The 21077-nt window shown below is 56.4% G+C and carries 16 protein-coding genes; 10 read left to right on the top strand and 6 right to left on the bottom strand.

The window, feature by feature from the left end; translation table 11 throughout:
• Positions 1-6 precede the first annotated feature (6 nt).
• Positions 7-303, top strand: a complete 297-nt coding sequence (gene nadS, locus V6944_RS05455; RefSeq protein ID WP_333498194.1) for a NadS family protein — start codon at positions 7-9, stop codon at positions 301-303.
• Positions 304-401: 98 nt separating this feature from the next.
• Here nadS and envZ read toward each other — a convergent pair whose 3' ends face one another.
• Positions 402-1754: a two-component system sensor histidine kinase EnvZ gene (gene envZ / locus V6944_RS05450; RefSeq protein ID WP_333498193.1), complete on the bottom strand. Its 1353-nt coding sequence runs from the start codon at positions 1752-1754 to the stop codon at positions 402-404.
• Positions 1751-2470: an osmolarity response regulator transcription factor OmpR gene (ompR, locus tag V6944_RS05445; protein ID WP_001157751.1), complete on the bottom strand. Its 720-nt coding sequence runs from the start codon at positions 2468-2470 to the stop codon at positions 1751-1753. Before ompR ends, envZ begins: the two co-directional genes overlap by 4 nt.
• A 230-nt stretch (positions 2471-2700) precedes the next feature.
• On the opposite strand from ompR, the gene greB reads away from it, so the two are divergent.
• From greB to feoC, 5 genes are all read left to right on the top strand, one after another.
• Positions 2701-3174 (top strand): transcription elongation factor GreB, encoded by a 474-nt coding sequence (gene greB / locus V6944_RS05440; protein ID WP_185668998.1) that lies wholly within the window; start codon positions 2701-2703, stop codon positions 3172-3174.
• 99 nt (positions 3175-3273) lie between these two features.
• Positions 3274-5610, top strand: coding sequence for a Tex family protein (locus V6944_RS05435; RefSeq protein WP_333498192.1), 2337 nt, complete (start codon positions 3274-3276; stop codon positions 5608-5610).
• A 431-nt stretch (positions 5611-6041) separates the two neighbouring features.
• Complete coding sequence (feoA, locus tag V6944_RS05430; protein WP_052282977.1) at positions 6042-6269, top strand: ferrous iron transporter A; 228 nt, start codon at positions 6042-6044, stop codon at positions 6267-6269.
• A 28-nt stretch (positions 6270-6297) separates the two neighbouring features.
• Complete coding sequence (gene feoB, locus V6944_RS05425) at positions 6298-8616, top strand: Fe(2+) transporter permease subunit FeoB (protein ID WP_333498191.1); 2319 nt, start codon at positions 6298-6300, stop codon at positions 8614-8616.
• Between the two features lie 8 nt (positions 8617-8624).
• Positions 8625-8861 (top strand): [Fe-S]-dependent transcriptional repressor FeoC, encoded by a 237-nt coding sequence (gene feoC, locus V6944_RS05420; RefSeq protein WP_333498190.1) that lies wholly within the window; start codon positions 8625-8627, stop codon positions 8859-8861.
• A 45-nt stretch (positions 8862-8906) separates the two neighbouring features.
• Here the strand turns inward: feoC and V6944_RS05415 are convergent, their stop codons facing one another.
• Together V6944_RS05415 and bioH are read right to left on the bottom strand one after the other, a co-directional pair.
• Positions 8907-9176 (bottom strand): YdgH/BhsA/McbA-like domain containing protein, encoded by a 270-nt coding sequence (locus tag V6944_RS05415; RefSeq protein ID WP_333498189.1) that lies wholly within the window; start codon positions 9174-9176, stop codon positions 8907-8909.
• Positions 9177-9297: 121 nt separating this feature from the next.
• Complete coding sequence (gene bioH / locus V6944_RS05410) at positions 9298-10068, bottom strand: pimeloyl-ACP methyl ester esterase BioH (RefSeq protein WP_333498188.1); 771 nt, start codon at positions 10066-10068, stop codon at positions 9298-9300.
• Positions 10069-10106: 38 nt separating this feature from the next.
• Between bioH and gntX the strand changes: the two genes are divergently transcribed.
• From gntX to gntT, 3 genes are all read left to right on the top strand, one after another.
• Complete coding sequence (gene gntX, locus V6944_RS05405) at positions 10107-10781, top strand: DNA utilization protein GntX (RefSeq protein ID WP_333498187.1); 675 nt, start codon at positions 10107-10109, stop codon at positions 10779-10781.
• Positions 10782-10839: 58 nt separating this feature from the next.
• Positions 10840-11415 (top strand): Fe-S biogenesis protein NfuA, encoded by a 576-nt coding sequence (gene nfuA, locus V6944_RS05400; RefSeq protein ID WP_106925116.1) that lies wholly within the window; start codon positions 10840-10842, stop codon positions 11413-11415.
• A gap of 407 nt (positions 11416-11822) precedes the next feature.
• Positions 11823-13139 carry a gluconate transporter gene (gntT, locus tag V6944_RS05395; RefSeq protein ID WP_035892130.1) on the top strand — a complete coding sequence of 439 codons (1317 nt, stop codon included), beginning with the start codon at positions 11823-11825 and terminating at the stop codon, positions 13137-13139.
• A gap of 57 nt (positions 13140-13196) precedes the next feature.
• On the opposite strand, the gene malQ is transcribed toward gntT, so the two are convergent.
• Both malQ and malP read right to left on the bottom strand, forming a co-directional pair.
• The gene (gene malQ / locus V6944_RS05390; RefSeq protein WP_333498186.1) at positions 13197-15281 is read right to left on the bottom strand and encodes a 4-alpha-glucanotransferase; all 2085 of its coding nucleotides are present in this window, start codon (positions 15279-15281) and stop codon (positions 13197-13199) included.
• A 9-nt stretch (positions 15282-15290) separates the two neighbouring features.
• A complete protein-coding gene (malP, locus tag V6944_RS05385; protein WP_333498185.1) occupies positions 15291-17681 on the bottom strand; it encodes a maltodextrin phosphorylase in 2391 nt (796 codons plus the stop codon).
• Between the two features lie 621 nt (positions 17682-18302).
• On the opposite strand from malP, the gene malT reads away from it, so the two are divergent.
• Positions 18303-21008: an HTH-type transcriptional regulator MalT gene (gene malT, locus V6944_RS05380; RefSeq protein WP_333498184.1), complete on the top strand. Its 2706-nt coding sequence runs from the start codon at positions 18303-18305 to the stop codon at positions 21006-21008.
• Positions 21009-21077: the final 69 nt, after the last annotated feature.

Genomic DNA, 21077 nt, shown 5'->3' with positions numbered 1-21077 from the left:
GCAACCATGAAAGATGAATTATTTGCCGATCTGCTGGCCAGTGCAGAAGAGATGGTACGCATTGAAAGAGGCGATGAGACGCCAAAGCCTGAGCACATCCATACCTTCAGCGAGATCGATGTAAAAGCCATTCGCGAAGCCACCGGGCTCCGCCAGCAAGATTTTGCCATCGCCGTCGGCGTGAGCCACGACCTGGTAAAAAGTTGGGAGACAAAACGTCGGCAGCCAACGGGGGCACCAAGAAAACTCCTGCTGCTGATTCAGGCCAACCCATTCATCATTAAGCAGTTGATCGCCATTTAGCGCGCCCATACAAGTAGCCCGGCCAAGCGAAGCGCCGCCGGGACGAGAAGCCGCACCCTATAAACAAAAACCGCCGGGGTTTCCCCCAGCGGTTTTTTTTAGCTCTCTTTCGTTGGTGCTGGCGGTCGCCCACCCGGCACCGGCAGCCACGCACGTATCAACAACCCACCGCGTTCACTGGTATCCAGTTCCAGTATCCCGTTGTGGTTATCGATAATACGCTGCACGATAGCCAGCCCCAGACCCGTTCCACTGATGGTACGGGCACTATCGCCACGCACAAACGGCTGGAACAGGTGCTTACGCTGCTCGGGTTTAATCCCTGGGCCATCGTCCTCCACCTGGAACCAGGCGCGATGCGCTTCACGACCGCTGCTGACTTTAATCCAGCCGTTGCCGTAACGCGCCGCGTTCACCACCATATTGGCCAGCGCACGCTTGATAGACAGCGGATGCACCCTTACCGGGATCTCGTCGTCGAACAGTGCGGTATCAATTTCGCGCTCGTAGCCGCTTTCTGCTGCGATCACTTCACCCAGCACCGTATTGAGGTCGATAGACTCCAGCGGCATCTCCTGACCGGTACGCAGATAGTCAATAAACTGCTCGATGATGGCATTGCACTCTTCAATATCTTTATTGATAGATTCAGCAAGATAACCATCCTCTTCGCCCATCATCTCCGTCGCCAGACGAATACGCGTTAGCGGCGTTCTCAGGTCGTGGCTGACACCGGCCATCAACAGCGTACGGTCATCGGACAACTGCTTCACGCCCGCGGCCATATGGTTAAAGGCTCGAGTCACCGAACGCACCTCTGACGCGCCGTATTCACGCAGCGGCGGAGGAATGATGCCCTTACCGACCTGCAGCGCGGCGTGCTCCAGGTCGACCAGGGGTCGGTTCTGGATGCGGATAAATAGCCACGCGCCGCCTATCGCCAGCATCATAATCGCCAGGGTATAGCGGAAGAGCGGGGAGAAGTCTCCCTGATGGATCTCGGTTAACGGCACGCGCACCCAGATATTGGGCGACAGCCAGGTCTTCAGCCAGACCACCGGGGAGCTTTTATTGACTTCAACGCGAACTTCAGTCGGCCCGCCCAGCTGCTGGGCCATCTGCTGACTTAAGAACTCGTAGTGTTGAGCCCAGCGTAAACCGGCCTCTTCTGCGGCTTCATCGGAATAGAGTGAGATACCCAGTTCACGATAGATCTCGCGGCGAAATGCCGGCGGCACGACAAGTTGCGTGCCGTCCTCCAGCTGCAGTTTATCAGTCATCAGCATACGGACTTCGTAGGCTAAGACCTTATTAAACTGCTGCAGGCTTGGCAAAATCGCGAAGTTCAGCACCACAAGATAGGTTGTCACCAGGCTGACGAACAGCAGGGTGACAATCAGCAGTAACGTGCGGGCAAACGAACTTCGAGGCGAGAAGCGCAGTCGCCTCATGCTTTAGAGCCGTCCGGGACGAACACGTAGCCCAGACCCCAAACGGTCTGAATATAGCGTGGGTGAGCCGGATCCTCTTCCACCATGCGGCGCAGGCGAGAAATCTGCACGTCGATGGAGCGTTCCATCGCCGAGTATTCACGACCACGAGCCAGGTTCATCAGCTTGTCGCGAGACAGCGGTTCACGCGGGTGACTGACCAGCGCTTTCAGCACCGCAAACTCACCGCTGGTGAGCGGCATAGGTTCATCTTCGCGGAACATTTCGCGAGTCCCGAGGTTCAGCTTGAACTTGCCAAAGGCGATAACCGCTTCTTCCTGAGAAGGCGCGCCCGGCAGTTCGTTCGCCTGACGACGCAGCACCGCACGAATACGGGCCAGCAGTTCACGCGGGTTGAACGGTTTCGGAATGTAGTCGTCGGCGCCGATTTCCAGGCCCACGATACGGTCAACTTCTTCCCCTTTCGCCGTCACCATGATGATCGGCATCGGGTTGCTCTGGCTACGCAGACGACGGCAAATCGACAGACCGTCTTCGCCTGGCAGCATTAAATCCAGAACCATCAGATGGAATGATTCACGAGTCAGCAATCGGTCCATCTGTTCGGCGTTAGCTACGCTTCGAACCTGGAAACCCTGCTCGGTCAGATAACGTTCCAGCAGCGCACGCAGGCGCATATCGTCATCCACAACAAGAATCTTATAATTCTCTTGCATTGTTTTTACTCCCAAAGGTTCGCAACAATTATTCAGCATCTATTCTCAAAAAAGCCTGCGCTTGCGACCAGCTAAATCTGGTATAAATTCCAGGCTAAATTGTTACAAAGCATATTTAACAGCGAGTTAAGTATACAATGAATCTTAATACACATTATTTATTCTGTCGGCATACTCACGTAATACGTATTGTGCGTATTCTTTCCTCGGCAGCCAGGTAAGCACGGAACATGAAAACACAGTTGATCACCCGTGAAGGGTACGAAAAGCTCAAAAAAGAGATGGATTATCTCTGGCGCGAAGAGCGCCCGGAGGTCACAAAGAAGGTGACCTGGGCCGCAAGCCTTGGCGATCGCAGTGAAAACGCTGACTACCAGTATAATAAAAAACGCTTAAGGGAGATTGACCGACGCGTTCGTTATTTGACCAAGTGCCTGGAGAATCTGCGCATTGTCGATTACTCCCCGCAGCAGGAAGGCAAAGTCTTTTTCGGCGCCTGGGTTGAGATAGAGAACGACGACGGCGAAACGAAGCGTTTTCGTATTGTCGGCTACGATGAGATTTTTGGTCGCAAGGACTATATCTCTATCGACTCGCCGATGGCCCGCGCGCTGCTGAAGAAAGAGGTCGGCGATCTGGCAGTGGTCAACACCCCGGCCGGCGAAGCGAGCTGGTACGTGAATGAGATCGAATACGTAAAATAAGGCCGGAACAATCCGAAGCCCCCGCTGATGACTGGCATTTTTGCCAGTCAATCCGTATAACTGTCCCCTGATTTTATGACCTAACAGTGAAACCAAGCCATGATGAATGATTCGCTCTGCCGCATTATTGCGGGTGAACTTCAGGCCAGAGCCGAACAGGTGGAAGCCGCCGTTCGCCTGCTTGATGAAGGGAACACCGTGCCGTTTATTGCACGTTATCGTAAGGAAATCACCGGCGGACTGGATGATACGCAGCTGCGTAATCTGGAAACCCGCCTCGGGTATTTGCGTGAGCTGGAAGACCGCCGTCAGGTCATTCTGAAATCCATCGGTGAGCAGGGTAAGCTGACCGAAGCGCTGGAAAAAGCCATCAACGGCACGCTCAACAAAACCGAGCTGGAAGACCTCTACTTACCGTACAAACAGAAACGCCGCACCCGCGGGCAGATTGCCATTGAAGCAGGCCTTGAGCCGCTGGCCGACCTACTGTGGAGCGAGCCGTCTCACGACCCGGAAACCGAAGCCGCCAAATTTATCGATGCCGATAAGGGCGTGGCGGATACCAAAGCCGCCCTCGACGGCGCGCGCTACATCCTGATGGAGCGCTTCGCAGAAGACGCCGGCCTGCTGGCAAAAGTACGCGACTATTTGTGGAAAAACGCCCACCTGGTCGCCAAAGTGGTCAGCGGTAAAGAAGAGGAAGGCGCAAAATTCCGCGACTACTTCGACCATCACGAACCGATTTCAACCACCCCTTCCCACCGCGCGCTGGCCATGTTCCGCGGGCGCAATGAAGGCGTGCTGCAACTCTCTCTCAACGCCGACCCGCAGTTCGACGAGCCACCAAAAGAGAGCTACTGCGAACAGATTATTATCGACCACCTTGGCCTACGCCTGAACAACGCCCCGGCGGACAGCTGGCGTAAAGGCGTGGTCAGCTGGACCTGGCGCATCAAGGTGCTGATGCACCTCGAAACCGAGCTGATGGGCACCGTGCGCGAACGCGCGGAAGATGAAGCGATCAACGTCTTCGCCCGTAACCTTCACGACCTGCTGATGGCGGCACCGGCTGGCCTGCGCGCCACCATGGGCCTCGATCCGGGCCTGCGTACCGGCGTAAAAGTGGCAGTGGTTGACGGCACCGGTAAGCTGGTCGCCACCGACACTATTTATCCGCACACCGGCCAGGCGGCGAAAGCGGCGGTTGCCGTTGCCGCGCTGTGCGAAAAACACAACGTGGAGCTGGTGGCTATTGGTAACGGGACGGCATCTCGTGAAACCGAGCGCTTCTTCCTCGACGTGCAGCAACAGTTCCCGAAAGTCACCGCGCAGAAGGTGATCGTTAGCGAAGCGGGTGCATCCGTCTACTCCGCCTCCGAGCTGGCAGCACTGGAGTTCCCGGACCTCGACGTTTCTCTGCGCGGCGCGGTCTCTATCGCCCGTCGTCTGCAAGATCCGCTGGCAGAGCTGGTGAAAATCGATCCGAAATCGATCGGGGTCGGCCAGTATCAGCATGACGTCAGCCAGACTCAGTTGGCGCGTAAACTCGATGCAGTGGTAGAAGACTGCGTAAACGCCGTCGGCGTAGACCTGAACACCGCCTCCGTACCGCTGCTGACCCGCGTAGCGGGCCTGACGCGCATGATGGCGCAGAACATCGTCGCCTGGCGCGATGAGAACGGTCAGTTCCAGAACCGCCAGCAATTGCTGAAGGTGAGCCGTCTGGGACCGAAAGCGTTTGAGCAGTGCGCGGGCTTCTTGCGTATTAACCACGGCGATAACCCGCTGGATGCTTCAACCGTTCACCCGGAAGCGTATCCGGTGGTCGAACGCATTCTGGCCGCCACGCAGCAGGCGCTGAAGGATTTAATGGGCAACAGTAATGAGCTCAGAAACCTGAAAGCCTCTGAGTTCACCGACGATCGTTTTGGTGTGCCCACCGTTACCGACATCATCAAAGAGCTGGAAAAACCAGGCCGCGACCCGCGTCCTGAGTTTAAAACCGCGAAGTTCGCCGACGGTGTAGAAACCATGAACGACCTGCTGCCGGGGATGATCCTCGAAGGCGCTGTCACCAACGTCACCAACTTTGGTGCATTTGTTGATATTGGCGTGCATCAGGACGGTCTGGTTCACATCTCTTCGCTGGCAGATAAGTTTGTCGAAGACCCACATACCGTGGTGAAAGCGGGCGATATCGTCAAAGTGAAGGTGCTGGAAGTGGATCTGCAGCGTAAGCGCATCGCGCTGACCATGCGTCTTGACGAGCAACCGGGTGAAACCAACGCCCGTCGCGGCAGTGGCGGTAACGATCGCAGCCAGGGCAACAACCGCCCGGCCGCGAAAGCGGCAAAACCGCGCGGGCGTGAAGCACAGCCTGCGGGCAACAGCGCCATGATGGATGCGCTGGCGGCCGCCATGGGTAAAAAACGCTAATCGAAAAAAGTAGCCCGGCCGAGCGTAGCGACGCCGGGAAAGGCTCCAGAGCCACCCCGGGATCGGCGTTAAACGCCTCGCCCGGGCTACCGCAATATATCTCACCCCACGGTTCGTTTTTATAGGCCTTTAATAATAAGCCTCATTACGTTTTATTTTATTAACCAATGAAACCTTAATTAAACATTAAGCGAAGAAAATAATATTTAATTCATTTACAGCTACAATGAGTTGCTTGCGTCATATCAAAAAAAGTGCAAATTCCGCTCGAAATTCCCGCCGATCGCATAATATGTATTGATGATAAAAACCATTCTCATTATCATCATTTTCAGTAGGCTTTATTTCTTTATTCGTTGACGACGCCCCGGTTGCCGCCAGGCAGCGCGCGGTGCTCCCCTCGTTCAGCTAGCGATACACAAGTAGGTTATATGCAATTTACACCTGATACTGCGTGGAAGATTGTCGGTTTCTCCCGCGAAATTAGCCCAGCTTATCGTCAGAAACTGCTGTCCCTGGGCATGCTGCCGGGATCGTCCTTTAATGTGGTTCGCGTAGCGCCACTCGGCGACCCTATTCATATTGAAACCCGTCGCGTTAGCCTGGTATTGCGTAAGAAAGATCTCGCGCTTATTGAATTAGAAGCCGTCGCGCAATAACCCCAGCCCGGTACTAAGAGTCTGAAATATGAAAAAATTAACCATCGGTTTAATTGGTAATCCTAATTCCGGCAAAACAACCTTATTCAACCAGCTCACCGGCGCACGCCAGCGCGTAGGCAACTGGGCCGGGGTAACGGTAGAGCGCAAAGAAGGCGCGTTCGCCACTACCGACCATCAGGTCACCCTCGTCGACCTGCCGGGTACCTACTCGCTGACCACCATCTCCTCGCAAACCTCGCTGGATGAGCAGATTGCCTGCCACTATATTCTGAGCGGTGATGCCGACCTGCTGATTAACGTGGTCGACGCCTCCAACCTCGAACGTAACCTCTACCTGACGCTGCAGCTGCTCGAGCTGGGCATTCCGTGCGTGGTCGCGCTGAACATGCTCGATATTGCCGAGAAACAGCAAATCCGTATCGACGTGGATGCGCTCTCGGCACGCCTCGGCTGCCCGGTTGTGCCACTGGTTTCCACCCGCGCTCGCGGAATTGAAGCGCTGAAAATGGCGATTGACCGCCATCAGGGCAACCAGCCGATTGAGCTGGTTCACTATCCACAGCCGCTGCTGCGCGAAGCCGATAACCTGGCAAAAGAGATGGCGCAGGAGATCCCTGAACGTCAGCGCCGCTGGCTGGGCATGCAGATGCTGGAAGGCGATATCTATAGCCGCGCCTATGCCGGTGACGCCGCACACAAGCTGGACGTCTCTCTGGCGCGTCTGAGCGAAGAGATGGACGACCCGGCGCTGCATATCGCCGACGCCCGCTATCAGAGCATTGCCGCAATTTGCGATGCCGTCAGTAACACCCTGACCGCCGAGCCAAGCCGCTTCACCGCCGCGCTGGACAAAATCGTCCTCAACCGCGTGCTGGGCTTACCGATTTTCCTGTTCGTCATGTACCTGATGTTCTTGCTGGCGATCAACATCGGCGGCGCGCTGCAGCCGATCTTTGACGGCGGCTCCGTCGCTATCTTTATCCACGGCATTCAGTGGATTGGCTACCAGCTGCACTTCCCGGACTGGCTGACGGTCTTCCTGGCGCAGGGTATCGGCGGCGGTATTAACACCGTGCTGCCGTTAGTACCGCAAATCGGCATGATGTACCTGTTCCTCTCCTTCCTTGAGGACTCTGGGTACATGGCGCGTGCCGCGTTCGTGATGGACCGCCTGATGCAGTCTCTGGGTCTGCCGGGTAAATCCTTTGTACCGCTGATCGTCGGCTTCGGCTGTAACGTGCCGTCGGTCATGGGCGCACGTACCCTGGATGCACCACGTGAGCGTCTGATGACCATCATGATGGCGCCGTTTATGTCCTGCGGGGCGCGTCTGGCTATCTTCGCCGTTTTCGCCGCTGCCTTCTTCGGCCAGGGCGGCGCGCTGGTGGTCTTCTCCCTGTACGTGCTGGGGATCGTTATCGCCATCCTGACCGGCCTGATGCTCAAATACACCATCATGCGCGGTGAAGCATCGCCGTTCGTGATGGAACTGCCGGTGTACCACGTACCGCATATTAAGAGCCTGATTATCCAGACCTGGCAGCGCCTGAAAGGCTTCGTGCTGCGCGCAGGTAAAGTTATCGTTATCGTCAGTATCTTCCTGAGCGCGCTGAACAGCTTCTCGTTCAGCGGCAAAATCGTCGACAACATCAACGACTCCGCGCTGGCCTCGGTCAGCCGTGCGATCACGCCGGTATTTAAACCGATTGGCGTCCATGACGATAACTGGCAGGCCACCGTAGGTCTGTTTACCGGTGCAATGGCGAAAGAAGTGGTGGTCGGTACGCTGAACACCCTCTACACCGCTGAAAACATTCAGAACGAAGAATTCAACCCGCAGGAATTCAGCCTCGGTGAAGAACTGCTGGCTGCGGCTGATGAAACCTGGCAGGGGCTGAAAGATACCTTTAGCCTGAGCGTACTGGCCAACCCAATCGAAGCCAGCAAAGGCGACGGCGAGATGGAAACCGGGGCGATGGGCGTGATGAGCAGCAAGTTCGGCAGCGCCGCGGCAGCCTACAGCTACCTGATTTTCGTTCTGCTCTACATTCCATGCATTTCGGTGATGGGGGCAATTGCCCGTGAGTCGAGCCGCGGTTGGATGTCCTTCTCCATTCTGTGGGGCCTGAACATCGCCTACTCGCTCTCGACGCTGTACTACCAGACGGTGAGCTTCAGCCAGCACCCACGCTACAGCCTGGTGTGCATCCTGGCGGTGATTCTGTTCAACGTGGTGGTGATTGGTCTGCTGCGCCGTGCCCGTAGTCGGGTGGATGTCTCCCTGCTGGCGACGCGTAAAACACCAACCTCATGCTGCTCTAGCCCTGCTGGCGATTGTCACTAGGAGTCATCATGGCATCATTGATTGAAGTACGCGATATGTTGGCACTGCAAGGACGCATGGAAGCCTCACAGCTCAGCGCCCAGTTACACACGTCGCAAGCGATGATCGATGCCATGCTGAGCCGCCTGGAAGCCATGGGGAAAGTCATGAAGATTGACGAAGAACCGGATGGTTGTCTGACCGGCAGTTGCAAAAGCTGCCCGGAAGGGAAAGCCTGCTTACGTCAGTGGTGGGCACTACGCTAAAACGTATTCCCGGCGTTTATCACGCCGGGAATAACCTGTTCGAAATTACTTATACACGTCCGCGTTACCGTGAACGTTTCTCTCGTTTTTCTCACCCGCGATAATCACGTAGTACTTGCCGCCCAGTTCATCCGCTTTTTTCGACAGATCGTGCTTCGCGTCCATCGGTGACGTCGTTTTTGACGTAGTGATGTTGCCGATTTTAGTCAGCTTCATCTTCGCAACGTCTTCTTTAGTAATTTCCTTGGCAGCAAATGCGCCAAATGAAAGAGAACCAATAACCAGAGATGCAACAATACCTGTAACAAGTTTCATAGGCCTACACTCCATTCAGTTATTTTTGTAGGTGACGGTGGCTTACCGAAACAGTCAGCCACCGTAACAAGTTAAGTATTGCTACAAATTTGCCATTTACCACGTCAGGTAAAAAATTATTTTAAAGCTGCTTTTTTAGCGCAATCAACGACTCGCAAAACGCCTGTGGATGCGAAATAAATGGCGCATGGGCCGCCTTATCAAACACCTGCGATTCACTCTGCGGCCATTGTGCATCCAGCAGTGCCACAATCTTGCGCGGAACTAACCCATCAAGCCGACCGTAAAGGCGCAGGAACGGCACCGTCAGCGCGGTAAGCGGCTGACGCAGGTCAGCGGTCTTGAGGATCTCAAGCCCGCCATTCAGCACCTCGGAAGAGGGCATTGGCAGGGACAGCACCGTCTGTTTCAACGCGCGCGCATCCTGACGGGCGCTTTCGGTGCCCAGCGTTTGTAACGCCAGGAAACGCTCGACGGTACGCTGGAAGTCTTCGCTAAGCTGCTGCTGGAACCCGCTGAGCACCTCAGGCTTAATGCCTGGCCACGCGTCATGCGCGCTAAAGCAAGGGGACGATGCGACGGTGACCAGCGCTTCAACGCGTTCGGGGTGACGTAATGCCACTTCGCTTGCCACCAGCCCCCCAAGACTCCAGCCAAGCCAGATAGCCTTTACCGGCGCTTTTTCCAGCACGCGTTCCGCCATCTCTTCCAACGAAAGAGCACCAAATCCGCCGCTACGCCCATAGCCCGGCAGGTCGACCAGATGCAGCGTAAAATGCGAGCTTAATTCCGGCGTAATGCAATCCCAGACCTGGGCATTCAGCCCCCATCCGTGCAGCAGCACAAGATGACAATCTCCTTCGCCCGTGGTTTGCCACCAGATGTCGTTCATCAGCTATTGTTCTCGTTTTATTGATTCAAGGAAGGATTATGCTATCAGCCCACGGCTTGTGCTGGCTATGCAAAATGCCGCTGGCGCTCCCCGCCTGGGGCATCTGTTCACGCTGTACCCGCGCAGTAACATGTGAGATTTGTCGCTGCCCGCAGTGTGGTTTGCCTTCGGGTAGCACCAGCGCGCCGTGCGGGCGCTGCCTGCAAAAGCCACCGCCCTGGCAGCGCCTGGTGGCCGTAAATGACTATCAACCTCCGCTCAGCACGTTGATCCATCACTTCAAGTTCAGCGGCCAGCCGGAGCTGGCCCTCGCGCTAGCGCGCCTGTTGCTGTTAGCTGTGCGACGCGGCGGTACGTGGCCGATGCCGCAGCAGCTTGTCAGCGTCCCGTTATGGCAACGCCGTCACTGGCGACGCGGGTATAACCAGAGCGAGCTGCTATGTTGGGCGCTGGCGAAATGGCTGCCCTGCGAATTTACCCCACGGACTCTTGCCCGCATACGCCCTACCGCCACCCAGCATCAGCTCAGCGCCAGGCTGCGCAAGCAGAACCTGAAAAATGCGTTCCAGCTTGAATTACCGGTGCAGGGTCGCCATATGGTTATTGTGGATGATGTGGTCACCACGGGCAGCACCGTTGCTGAGATTTCCCGGCTTCTTTTGCGAAATGGCGCGGCGAGCGTTCAGGTATGGTGTCTGTGTCGCACCTTGTAGACCCCCAGCGATGGGCGTATTATAACCAACTAAAGTAGTCAACTATTAGGTCAAAGCTATGATCCGTATTTCCGATACTGCGCAAGCGCACTTTGCCAAACTTCTGCAAAATCAGGAAGAAGGGACACAAATCCGTGTATTTGTGATTAACCCTGGTACGCCTAACGCAGAATGCGGCGTTTCTTATTGCCCGCCGGATGCGGTGGAAGCAAGTGATACTGCCCTGAAATTTGAACAGCTCACTGCTTATGTCGACGAGCTGAGCGCTCCGTATCTGGAAGATGCGGAAATCGATTTCGTCACCGATCAGTTGGGTTCTCAACTGACCCTAAAAGCGCCAAACGCAAAAATGCGTAAAGTGTCCGACGATGCCCCGCTGATGGAGCGCGTTGAATACATGCTGCAGTCGCAGGTTAACCCACAGCTGGCCGGTCACGGCGGCCGCGTGTCACTGATGGAGATCACCGACGACGGCTACGCCATCCTGCAGTTTGGCGGCGGCTGTAACGGTTGCTCGATGATTGACGTCACGCTGAAAGATGGGATCGAAAAACAGCTGCTGGCTGAATTCCCTGACCTCAAAGGCGTACGCGATCTGACCGAACACCAGCGCGGCGAGCACTCTTACTACTAAGTTCGTGCCGTGCTTGTCCCGGCGGCGCTTCGCTTGGCCGGGCTACAAACATGGGTAACCCGGGCGAGGCGTTTACGCCGACCCCGGGAATTTCTCTGTTCGACACATGTTACCGCGCAACATTCCTCGCAAGTTCCCGCTTGAAACACGGCAATAACCCTACCAATAATTTGACTACCGTCGCAGATTTCACATTTCTATGCCTGGGGTTATTCTCAACCTCTACATGTTACCCGTATCATCGCAACACACACCACCGCGTTAAATAAATAGCCAGCTATCCTTTGTCTGAGTCAATAACATGCGGTGGCGTGAAGAAGTCAGTACCTATTCCCTCTGTAGGGACAATTGGACGTTGTCGCCACAACAGTGACGTTACCCATAACAAATTAAAGGCTGGATAAATTATGCCATTAATCATCGTAGCTATCGGGGTTATCCTCTTATTACTGCTGATGATCCGTTTCAAAATGAACGGGTTTATCGCTCTGGTTCTGGTGGCTCTGGCCGTCGGATTAATGCAGGGCATGCCCCTGGACAAAGTTATCGTCTCCATTAAAAACGGCGTTGGCGGCACCCTCGGCAGCCTGGCGCTGATTATGGGCTTCGGCGCCATGCTCGGTAAGATGCTGGCAGACTGCGGCGGCGCGCAGCGTATCGCCACGACCCTCATCGACAAATTTGGTCGTAAGCACATTCAGTGGGCCGTCGTACTGACCGGCTTCACCGTCGGCTTCGCGCTGTTCTATGAAGTGGGCTTCGTTCTGCTGCTGCCGCTGGTGTTCACCATCGCGGCAAACGCACGTATTCCGCTGCTGTACGTCGGCGTGCCAATGGCGGCGGCGCTCTCCGTCACCCACGGCTTCCTGCCGCCTCACCCGGGCCCAACGGCTATCGCCACTATCTTCCACGCAGACATGGGTAAAACCCTGCTGTACGGTACGCTGCTGGCTATCCCGACCGTCATTCTGGCAGGCCCGGTTTATGCGCGCTGCCTGAAAAGCATCGACAAGCCAATCCCGGAAGGTCTGCACAACCCGAAAACCTTCACCGATGCAGAGATGCCATCCTTCGGCGTAAGCGTCTGGACCTCTCTGGTGCCGGTCATCCTGATGGCGCTGCGCGCTATCGCGGAAATGGTGCTCCCAAAAGGCCACGCCCTGCTGCCTGCCGCTGAGTTCTTCGGCGACCCGGTGATGGCGACCCTGATTGCGGTGCTGATTGCTATCTTCACCTTCGGCCTGAACCGTGGCCGTTCGATGGATGACATCAACGACACGCTGATCTCCTCCATTAAAATTATTGCCATGATGCTGCTGATCATCGGCGGCGGCGGTGCCTTCAAGCAGGTACTGGTCGACTCCGGCGTGGATAAATACATCGCGTCTATCATGCACGAGTCCAACGTGTCTCCGCTGTTTATGGCCTGGTCTATCGCCGCCGTGCTGCGTATCGCACTGGGTTCCGCTACCGTTGCGGCCATCACCGCTGGCGGTATCGCGGCGCCGCTGATTGCCACTACCGGCGTCAGCCCTGAACTGATGGTTATCGCGGTCGGTTCCGGCTCCGTTATCTTCTCCCACGTGAACGATCCAGGCTTCTGGCTGTTCAAGGAGTACTTCAACCTGACTATCGGCGAGACCATTAAGTCCTGGTCGATGCTGGAAACCATTATCTCGGTTTGCGGTCTGGTGGGTTGTTTGCTGCTGGGGATGGTGGTGTAACACCAACTCCGGGGCACAGATATAAAAACGCCGGGGATATCCCCGGCGTTTTTATTTTTACTTTTTCTTACTCGCCGCTTTTCGGCGCTTGTCCAAATCTTTAATCAGCTTGTTCACACCGTCATCAGCAAACATCGCTTCCAGCGACGTGGAGAGCTTGCGCCGCCAGTTCGGGTACTCGGAGCTGGTGCCTGGGATGTTGACCGGGCTGGACATCTGCAGCCAGTCTTCCGGCTGGAGCCCCAGCAGGGCGCTGTTGCTGTCAGCGATATAGCGTTGCATACCACGGCTCAGCGTGGCGGTCATCGACATCAGTGAAGCCTTATGCCCCGCGCGTTTCGGCAGCGCACCGTACTTGTGCAGCGCATCCAGCAGCCCCTGCTTCGCCAGCTCGCGGTCCTGATACAGCCCACGCAGCACGTCAGCATCAGGGTAAAGCCCCAGCTGATTGCCCAGCGTCAGATCCCCGCTCTCCCAATAACCACGCAGCGTAGGTAGGTCATGGGTGGTTGCCACGGCCATCGACTGCTCCGGATAGGCTTTCGGCGCGCGGAAGTTCTTCTCGCTGTCATTTTCGAAGTAGAGCACCTTGTACGAATAAACCCCGCTCTTACGCAGCTTACCGACAATCTCCACCGGGACGGTGCCGAGGTCTTCGCCAATCACCATACAGCGATGACGTTTACTCTCCAGCGCCAGAATCGACAGCAGCGCATCCACCGGATACTGCACGTAAGCGCCGTGGTCAGCGGTTTCGCCATAAGGGATCCACCACAAACGCAGCACCGACATCACGTGGTCGATACGCAGCGCGCCGCAGTTTTTCATATTAGCGCGCAGCAGTTCAATAAACGGCTCATAGGCACGCGCGGCGATGATATGCGGATCCATCGGCGGCAGGCCCCAGTTCTGTCCTAGCGGGCCGAGGATATCCGGCGGTGCGCCTACGGAGGCTTTCAGGCAGTACAGCTCGCGGTCGCACCAGGTTTCCGCGCCGCCTTCGGCCACGCCAACCGCCAGGTCACGGTAGAGGCCAATCGGCATCGCATCGCGCTGGCTGGTTTCCCAGCAGGCTGCAAACTGGGTATAGGCCAGCCATTGCAGCCACAGGTAGAAATCCACGTCGTCGGCGTGCTTTTTACAGAACGCCTGCACCTCCGGGCTTTCGATAGTCTGATACGCCTTCGGCCAGGCTGGCCAGCCCCAGCGCAGTTTGTCTTCTTTCACCTGATGAGCATGCAGCGCGTCATACGCCGCCTGCCAGTAGAGGCTCTCCCCTTCTTTGTCGACAAAGTAGCGGAAGGTCGCCATCTGCTCATCGTTGCGTTTGGCAAAGCGTTTCCATGCCATGCGCAATGCGGCCATTTTCAGTTCGGTCACGGTGGTGTAATCCACCTGCTCAGCGTCGCGGGCCGCTTGTAGCTTCTTCTGAGTTGCCGGCAGCTTCCACCACGCCTGCGCCTCGTCACTCAGCGCAAAGTCTTCCACCGCGTTTACGTCGATATAGATAACGTTCATCCAGCGACGTGAGGACGGGCTGTACGGGCTGGCACTCTCCGGGTTCGCCGGGTAGAGCGCATGAATCGGGTTGAGGCCGATAAACGAACCGCCACGCTTCGCCACTTCCGGCAGCATCGCCTTTAGGTCGCCGAAGTCGCCGATGCCCCAGTTCTTCTCCGAACGCAGGGTGTAGAGCTGCACGCAGGCGCCCCACAGTTTTTTCGCCTCTTTCAGCGGCTGCGGTTCATAGCAGCGCTCCGGCGCAATAATCGCCCGGCAGTGCCAGCGCTCTTCGCCCTGGGTCAGGGTTAACGAGTGATACCCTTCCGGCAGCCGGGTCGGCAGGCTGAGCGTTTTACCGCCCGTCGCCTGGCCGTGATACTGCTTGCCCTCTTCCGTGGTGAGGATCCAGCTAAATTCGCCCTTCCCCTCCACCGCCAGCGTCATCTTTTTACCGTACGTCCAGACCATGACGTTTGGCACCGGCGTGGCCGCCACATCGGTGGCGGCGGTATGATGCATCGCGTCAAGCAAACGCCGCTTGGTGTCGGCACCAATAGACTGCGGCTTGCCGTGGGCATTGATGTAGTTTGGGCTGATACCCGCCGCCAATGCGGCATTATCGAGGCGTTTGCTCTCCATGGCCTGTCCTTAGCGTTTTGCCTGCCAGATACGTTTCTGATAATCGCGGATAGAGCGGTCGGAGCTGAACATGCCGCAGCGAGCGGTGTTCAGGATCGCCGCGCGGGTCCACGCTTCCTGGTCGCGGTAGAGCACATCGACCTGCTTCTGCGCCTCGACATAAGCCGCAAAGTCCGCCATCACCAGGTACGGATCGCCGCCCTGTTTACCCATGCTATGCAGCATCTGGTCGAAGGCGTGCTTGTCGCCGTTGCTGTATTTGCCGCTTTCCAGCTCTTTGAGCACCGCGTCCAGCAGCTTGTCGGCTTTACGCCATTTCAGCGGATCGTAGCCTTTGGCTTTAAGTTCTTTCACCTGCTCGACGGTATGGCCGAAGATAAAGATGTTTTCAGAACCAACCTGTTCGGCGATTTCGACGTTCGCACCGTCCAGCGTACCGACGGTCAGCGCACCGTTGAGCGCCAGCTTCATGTTGCCGGTACCAGAGGCTTCTTTACCTGCCGTGGAGATCTGCTCAGAGACATCCGCCGCCGGGATCAGCATCTCCGCTGCCGACACGCAGTAATCCGGCAGGAAGACCACTTTCAGCTTGTCGCCCACTTTCGGATCGTTGTTAACGGCTTCAGCCACCTTATTGATAGCAAAGATAATATTCTTCGCCAGGTAGTAGCCCGGTGCCGCCTTCGCCCCGAACAGGAACACGCGCGGTACGCGGTCAGCTTCCGGGTTTTCACGGATTTCTTTGTACAGCGCCAGAATGTGCAGCAGGTTCAGGTGCTGACGTTTGTACTCGTGCAGACGTTTGATTTGGATATCAAAAATCGCGTGGCTGGAGATCTCAATACCGGTGCGCGCTTTGACAAACTTCACCAGGCGCTCTTTGTTCGCCAGCTTGATGTCGCGGTACTGCTTGCGGAATTTCGCGTCGTCTGCGTATTTTTCCAGGTTGATCAGCTGATCGAGATCGTTAGCCCACTCTTTCTTCAGCGATTTATCCAGCAGCGCAGCCAGCGCCGGGTTGCACTGTTTGATCCAGCGACGCGGGGTGATGCCGTTGGTGACGTTGTGGAAATGGGTCGGCCACAGCTGGTGATATTCCGGGAACAGATATTTCACCACCAGGTCCGAGTGCAGCGCCGCAACGCCGTTGACCGCAAAACCGCTCACCACGCACATGTTCGCCATGCGCACCTGCTTATTGTGCACCACGGCAAGCTTCGCCCAGACGGCTTCGTCGCCCGGCCAGGTAGCATCAACCCGCTTCTTAAAGCGGTCGTTAATCTCTTTGATAATCTGCATGTGACGCGGCAGCAGCGCTTTCACCAGCTTCTCATCCCAGCACTCCAGCGCTTCTGGCATCAGAGTGTGGTTGGTGTAGGCGAAGGTTTTGCTGGTAATCGCCCACGCGTCATCCCAGCTCATCTGGTGCTCATCAATCAGCACACGCAGCAGCTCAGGAATGGCGATGGTTGGGTGCGTATCGTTAAGCTGGATAACTTCAAAGTCGGCCAGCTCGTGCAGCTTACGGCCCGCCAGATGGTGACGGCGCAGAATGTCGGCCACGGAGCAGGCGCACTGGAAGTACTGCTGCATCAGGCGCAGCTTTTTGCCCGCCGTGTGGTTGTCGTTCGGGTAGAGAACTTTGGTCAGTTTTTCGGCGTCGATACCCTGCTGCTCGGCACGCAGGAAATCGCCGTCGTTGAATTTGGTCAGGTTAAATGGATGCGCGTGCTTGGCCTGCCACAGACGCAGCGGTTGTGCGACGCCGTTACGGTAGCCCAGCACCGGCAGATCCCAGGCTTCACCGGTAATGGTAAACGCTGGCTGCCACTCTCCTTTCACCACTTTACCGCCGATGCCCACCTGCACATCCAGCGCGGCGTTGTGGCGGAACCACGGGTAGCTGCCGCGCTGCCAGTCGTCCGGCGCTTCCATCTGATGGCCGTCGTCGAAGGACTGACGGAACAGACCATACTGATAGTTCAGGCCGTAGCCGGTCGCCGATTGGCCCACGGTAGCCATTGAGTCGAGGAAGCAAGCCGCCAGACGCCCCAAGCCGCCGTTACCGAGCGCCGGATCAGTCTCTTCTTCCAGCAGGTCGGTCAGGTTGATGTTGTAGGCTTTCAGCGCGTCGCTCACCCCTTCGTACCAGCCGAGGTTGAGCAGGTTGTTACCGGTCAGACGGCCAATCAGGAACTCCATCGAGATGTAGTTCACGTGGCGCTGATCTTTTGCCGGTTTCGCTACCGGCTGTGCGGAGAGCTGTTCTGCCAGCGCACCGCTCACCGCCTGCCACCACTGGTGGGATGTCATTTCGGTGGCGGCCTGTAAGCCAAATCGCTGCCACTGACGCGTCAGGGCAGCCTGGAATGAATCGTGATTGAAGGTAGGCTGTGACATAGCGAATTCGAATCCTTTTACATAGACATTGGCGTTAGTGTGCCTGGCTGAATGGTGGACTTCCTCATCCCGTCCTGGATTAGACAGGGAGGAGTCGCAGGGATGAGCGAAAAGTGTGATCGCCGCCACTATAACGTTAGCCGCTAACGGCAGATTCGCTCGTTTTTCACCCAGCCTGGAGCGTCCTTGTTCAGAAGCTTAGTGTTGAGGATTTCGCCAGAGATATCTTCGCGCCAGGTCATAAAATGAAATGGCGTTTCGCAGTAAATATGCAAATAAGGAAATGATTTCGCCGTGAAAATAAGCAACAAATTAATACGCAGTATTTCTACGGAAATTTACGTTTACTGAAACATTTTCAAACGTGGTTTATTTGAGTTCTTGCTCAAGTGTTATTTCATACGGAACTACAAGGGGTTATGTGATTCAGACTTTTCGCGCCCTGAGCGGCATTCTACGAGGATGGTATTAAATAGAAAGAAGTGTGACATATAGCAAATTCACAGACATCAAAACAGGACATAACTTGCAATACATAGTCATTTGACCGACCTTTGTATGGATTAATTACGAAGCGCAAAAAAATCTCGTTTTCCAATCCTCACAGTGAAGTGATTAGCTATGTTGATTCCGTCAAAACTCAGTCGACCCGTCCGTCTCGATCACACCGTGGTGCGCGACAGACTGTTGGCGAAACTTTCAGGCGCGAACAATTATCGTCTGGCGCTGATTACCAGTCCGGCTGGCTATGGAAAGACAACGCTTATTTCACAATGGGCAGCAGGGATGAGCGACCTCGGCTGGTACTCTCTTGATGAAGGCGATAACCAGCAAGAGCGCTTTGCCAGTTACCTGATCGCCGCTATCCAGCAGGCGACCGGGGGCCATTGCGAGGCCAGCGAAAACATGGTGCAAAAGCGCCAGTACGCTAGCCTGAGCTCCCTATTCTCTCAGCTGTTTATTGAATTAAGCGAATGGCAGCGTCCGCTCTATTTGGTCATTGATGACTACCACCTGATAACGAACCCTATCATCCACGACGCGATGCGCTTTTTCCTGCGCCATCAGCCAGAGAATCTCACGCTGGTGGTGCTGTCGCGCAATCTGCCGCAACTGGGTATTGCCAACCTTCGCGTACGTGACCAACTGCTGGAAATCGGCAGCCAACAGCTGTCGTTTACCCATGCGGAAACCAAACAGTTCTTCGACTGCCGCTTAGCCGCGCCGATTGAGCCCGCTGAGAGCAGCCGCCTGTGCGATGACGTAGCTGGCTGGGCCACGGCGCTCCAGTTGATTGCGCTCTCCGCGCGTCAGCGTAACAACGCTACGCAGCACTCCGCACGTCGTCTGGCGGGCATTAACGCCAGCCATCTGTCCGACTATCTGGTCGATGAAGTGCTGGATAACGTTGACCCTGACACCCGAAATTTCCTGCTGAAAAGCTCGCTACTGCGTTCGATGAACGACTCGCTGATCGCCCGTGTGACCGGGGAAGAAAACGGTCAGATGCGCCTGGAAGAGATCGAGCGCCAGGGGCTGTTCGTGCAGCGTATGGATAACTCCGGCGAGTGGTTCAGCTACCATCCGCTGTTCTGTAGCTTCCTGCGTCAGCGCTGTCAGTGGGAACTGGCGGCTGAACTGCCGGACATTCACCGCGCTGCGGCGGAAAGCTGGATGGCGCAAGGCTTCCCAAGTGAAGCCATTCATCACGCGCTGGCGGCGGGCGACCCAAAAATGCTGCGCGATATTCTGCTCAACCACGCCTGGGGCCTGTTCCACCATAGCGAGCTCGCCCTGCTGGAAGAGTCGCTCTCTGCCCTGCCGTGGGAAAGTCTGCTGGAGAACCCGCGTCTGGTGCTGCTGCAGGCCTGGCTGATGCAGAGCCAGCACCGCTATAGCGAAGTGAATACCCTGTTGGCTCGCGCCGAGCAGGAGATGACCTTCGAAATGGACTCCTCGCTGCACGGCGATTTCAACGCCCTGCGCGCCCAGGTGGCGATTAACGACGGCGATCAGGACGAAGCCGAGCGCCTCTCTACGGTAGCGCTTGAAGAGCTGCCGCTGGCGAACTTCTATAGCCGCATCGTCGCCACTTCGGTGCACGGTGAGGTGCTGCACTGCAAGGGGCTGCTGAGCCAGTCTATTGCCGTGATGCAGCAAACCGAACAAATGGCGCGTCGCCATGATATCTGGCACTACGCGCTGTGGAGCCTGATCCAGCAAAGCGAAATCCTGTTTGCGCAGGGCTTCCTGCAGGCCGCCTGGGAGTGCCAGGAGAAAGGCTTCCAGCTGATCCACGATCAGCACCTTGAACAGCTACCGATGCACGAATTCCTGCTGCGCATCCGCGCGCAGCTACTGTGGGCATGGGCACGCCTCGATGAGGCCGAAACCGCCGCCCGCACCGGCATTGAAGTACTGAGCGGCTTCCAGCCGCAGCAGCAGCTCCAGTGCCTGACGCTGCTGGTACAGTGCTCGCTGGCCCGCGGCAATCTGGATAACGCCCGCAACTATTTGAACCGACTCGAAAACCTGCTCGGAAACGGTGCGTACCACAGCGATTGGGTCTCCAACGCCGATAAAGTACGGGTCATTTACTGGCAGATGGTCGGTGATAAAAAAGCAGCGGCCAACTGGCTGCGCCATACGCCGAAGCCGGAGTTTGCCAATAACCACTTCCTGCAGGGCCAGTGGCGTAACATCGCCCGCGCGCAGATCCTGCTCGGCGAGTTCGACTCTGCCGAAATGGTGCTGGAAGAGTTAAATGAAAATGCCCGCGCGCTGCGCCTGATGAGCGATCTCAACCGCAACCTGCTGCTGATGAACCAGCTGCACTGGCAGGCGGGGAACAAAAATGAAGCCCAGCGCGTACTGCTGGAGGCGCTGCAGCTTGCGAACCGCACCGGTTTTATCAGCCACTTCGTGATTGAAGGCGAAGCGATGGCGCAGCAGTTACGCCAGCTGATTCAGCTGAATACGTTGCCAGAGCTCGATCAGCACCGCGCCCAGCGCATTCTGCGCGAGATTAACCAGCACCATCGTCACAAGTTTGCCCACTTTGACGAAAGCTTCGTCGAGCGCCTGCTCAACCACCCGGAAGTGCCGGAGCTTATCCGTACCAGCCCGCTCACCCAGCGCGAATGGCAGGTGCTGGGGCTTATCTATTCGGGCTACAGCAACGAACAGATTGCCGGTGAACTTGACGTAGCGGCGACGACCATCAAAACGCATATCCGCAACCTCTATCAGAAGCTCGGCGTGGCGCATCGCCAGGATGCGGTACAGCATGCGCAGAAGCTGCTGAAGATGATGGGGTACGGCGTGTAATTTGTTTCGCTTTCTGGCCTACTACGCTCGTAGGCCGGATGGCGGCTACGCCAAATAGCAAAGAGATAG

The sequence above is a fragment of the Kluyvera sp. CHPC 1.2972 genome (assembly GCF_036759925.1).
Taxonomy (GTDB): Bacteria; Pseudomonadota; Gammaproteobacteria; order Enterobacterales; family Enterobacteriaceae; genus Kluyvera.
The sequence above is the reverse complement of the archived record's forward strand: the minus strand, read 5'-3'. Positions and strand labels throughout refer to the sequence as shown.

Bases quoted from the DNA above. Each gene is read 5' to 3' on its own strand.
- nadS (WP_333498194.1), top strand. From the start codon at position 7: ATGAAAGATGAATTATTTGCCGATCTGCTGGCCAGTGCAGAAGAGATG.
- envZ (WP_333498193.1), bottom strand. From the start codon at position 1,754: ATGAGGCGACTGCGCTTCTCGCCTCGAAGTTCGTTTGCCCGCACGTTA.
- ompR (WP_001157751.1), bottom strand. From the start codon at position 2,470: ATGCAAGAGAATTATAAGATTCTTGTTGTGGATGACGATATGCGCCTG.
- greB (WP_185668998.1), top strand. From the start codon at position 2,701: ATGAAAACACAGTTGATCACCCGTGAAGGGTACGAAAAGCTCAAAAAA.
- V6944_RS05435 (WP_333498192.1), top strand. From the start codon at position 3,274: ATGATGAATGATTCGCTCTGCCGCATTATTGCGGGTGAACTTCAGGCC.
- feoA (WP_052282977.1), top strand. From the start codon at position 6,042: ATGCAATTTACACCTGATACTGCGTGGAAGATTGTCGGTTTCTCCCGC.
- feoB (WP_333498191.1), top strand. From the start codon at position 6,298: ATGAAAAAATTAACCATCGGTTTAATTGGTAATCCTAATTCCGGCAAA.
- feoC (WP_333498190.1), top strand. From the start codon at position 8,625: ATGGCATCATTGATTGAAGTACGCGATATGTTGGCACTGCAAGGACGC.
- V6944_RS05415 (WP_333498189.1), bottom strand. From the start codon at position 9,176: ATGAAACTTGTTACAGGTATTGTTGCATCTCTGGTTATTGGTTCTCTT.
- bioH (WP_333498188.1), bottom strand. From the start codon at position 10,068: ATGAACGACATCTGGTGGCAAACCACGGGCGAAGGAGATTGTCATCTT.
- gntX (WP_333498187.1), top strand. From the start codon at position 10,107: ATGCTATCAGCCCACGGCTTGTGCTGGCTATGCAAAATGCCGCTGGCG.
- nfuA (WP_106925116.1), top strand. From the start codon at position 10,840: ATGATCCGTATTTCCGATACTGCGCAAGCGCACTTTGCCAAACTTCTG.
- gntT (WP_035892130.1), top strand. From the start codon at position 11,823: ATGCCATTAATCATCGTAGCTATCGGGGTTATCCTCTTATTACTGCTG.
- malQ (WP_333498186.1), bottom strand. From the start codon at position 15,281: ATGGAGAGCAAACGCCTCGATAATGCCGCATTGGCGGCGGGTATCAGC.
- malP (WP_333498185.1), bottom strand. From the start codon at position 17,681: ATGTCACAGCCTACCTTCAATCACGATTCATTCCAGGCTGCCCTGACG.
- malT (WP_333498184.1), top strand. From the start codon at position 18,303: ATGTTGATTCCGTCAAAACTCAGTCGACCCGTCCGTCTCGATCACACC.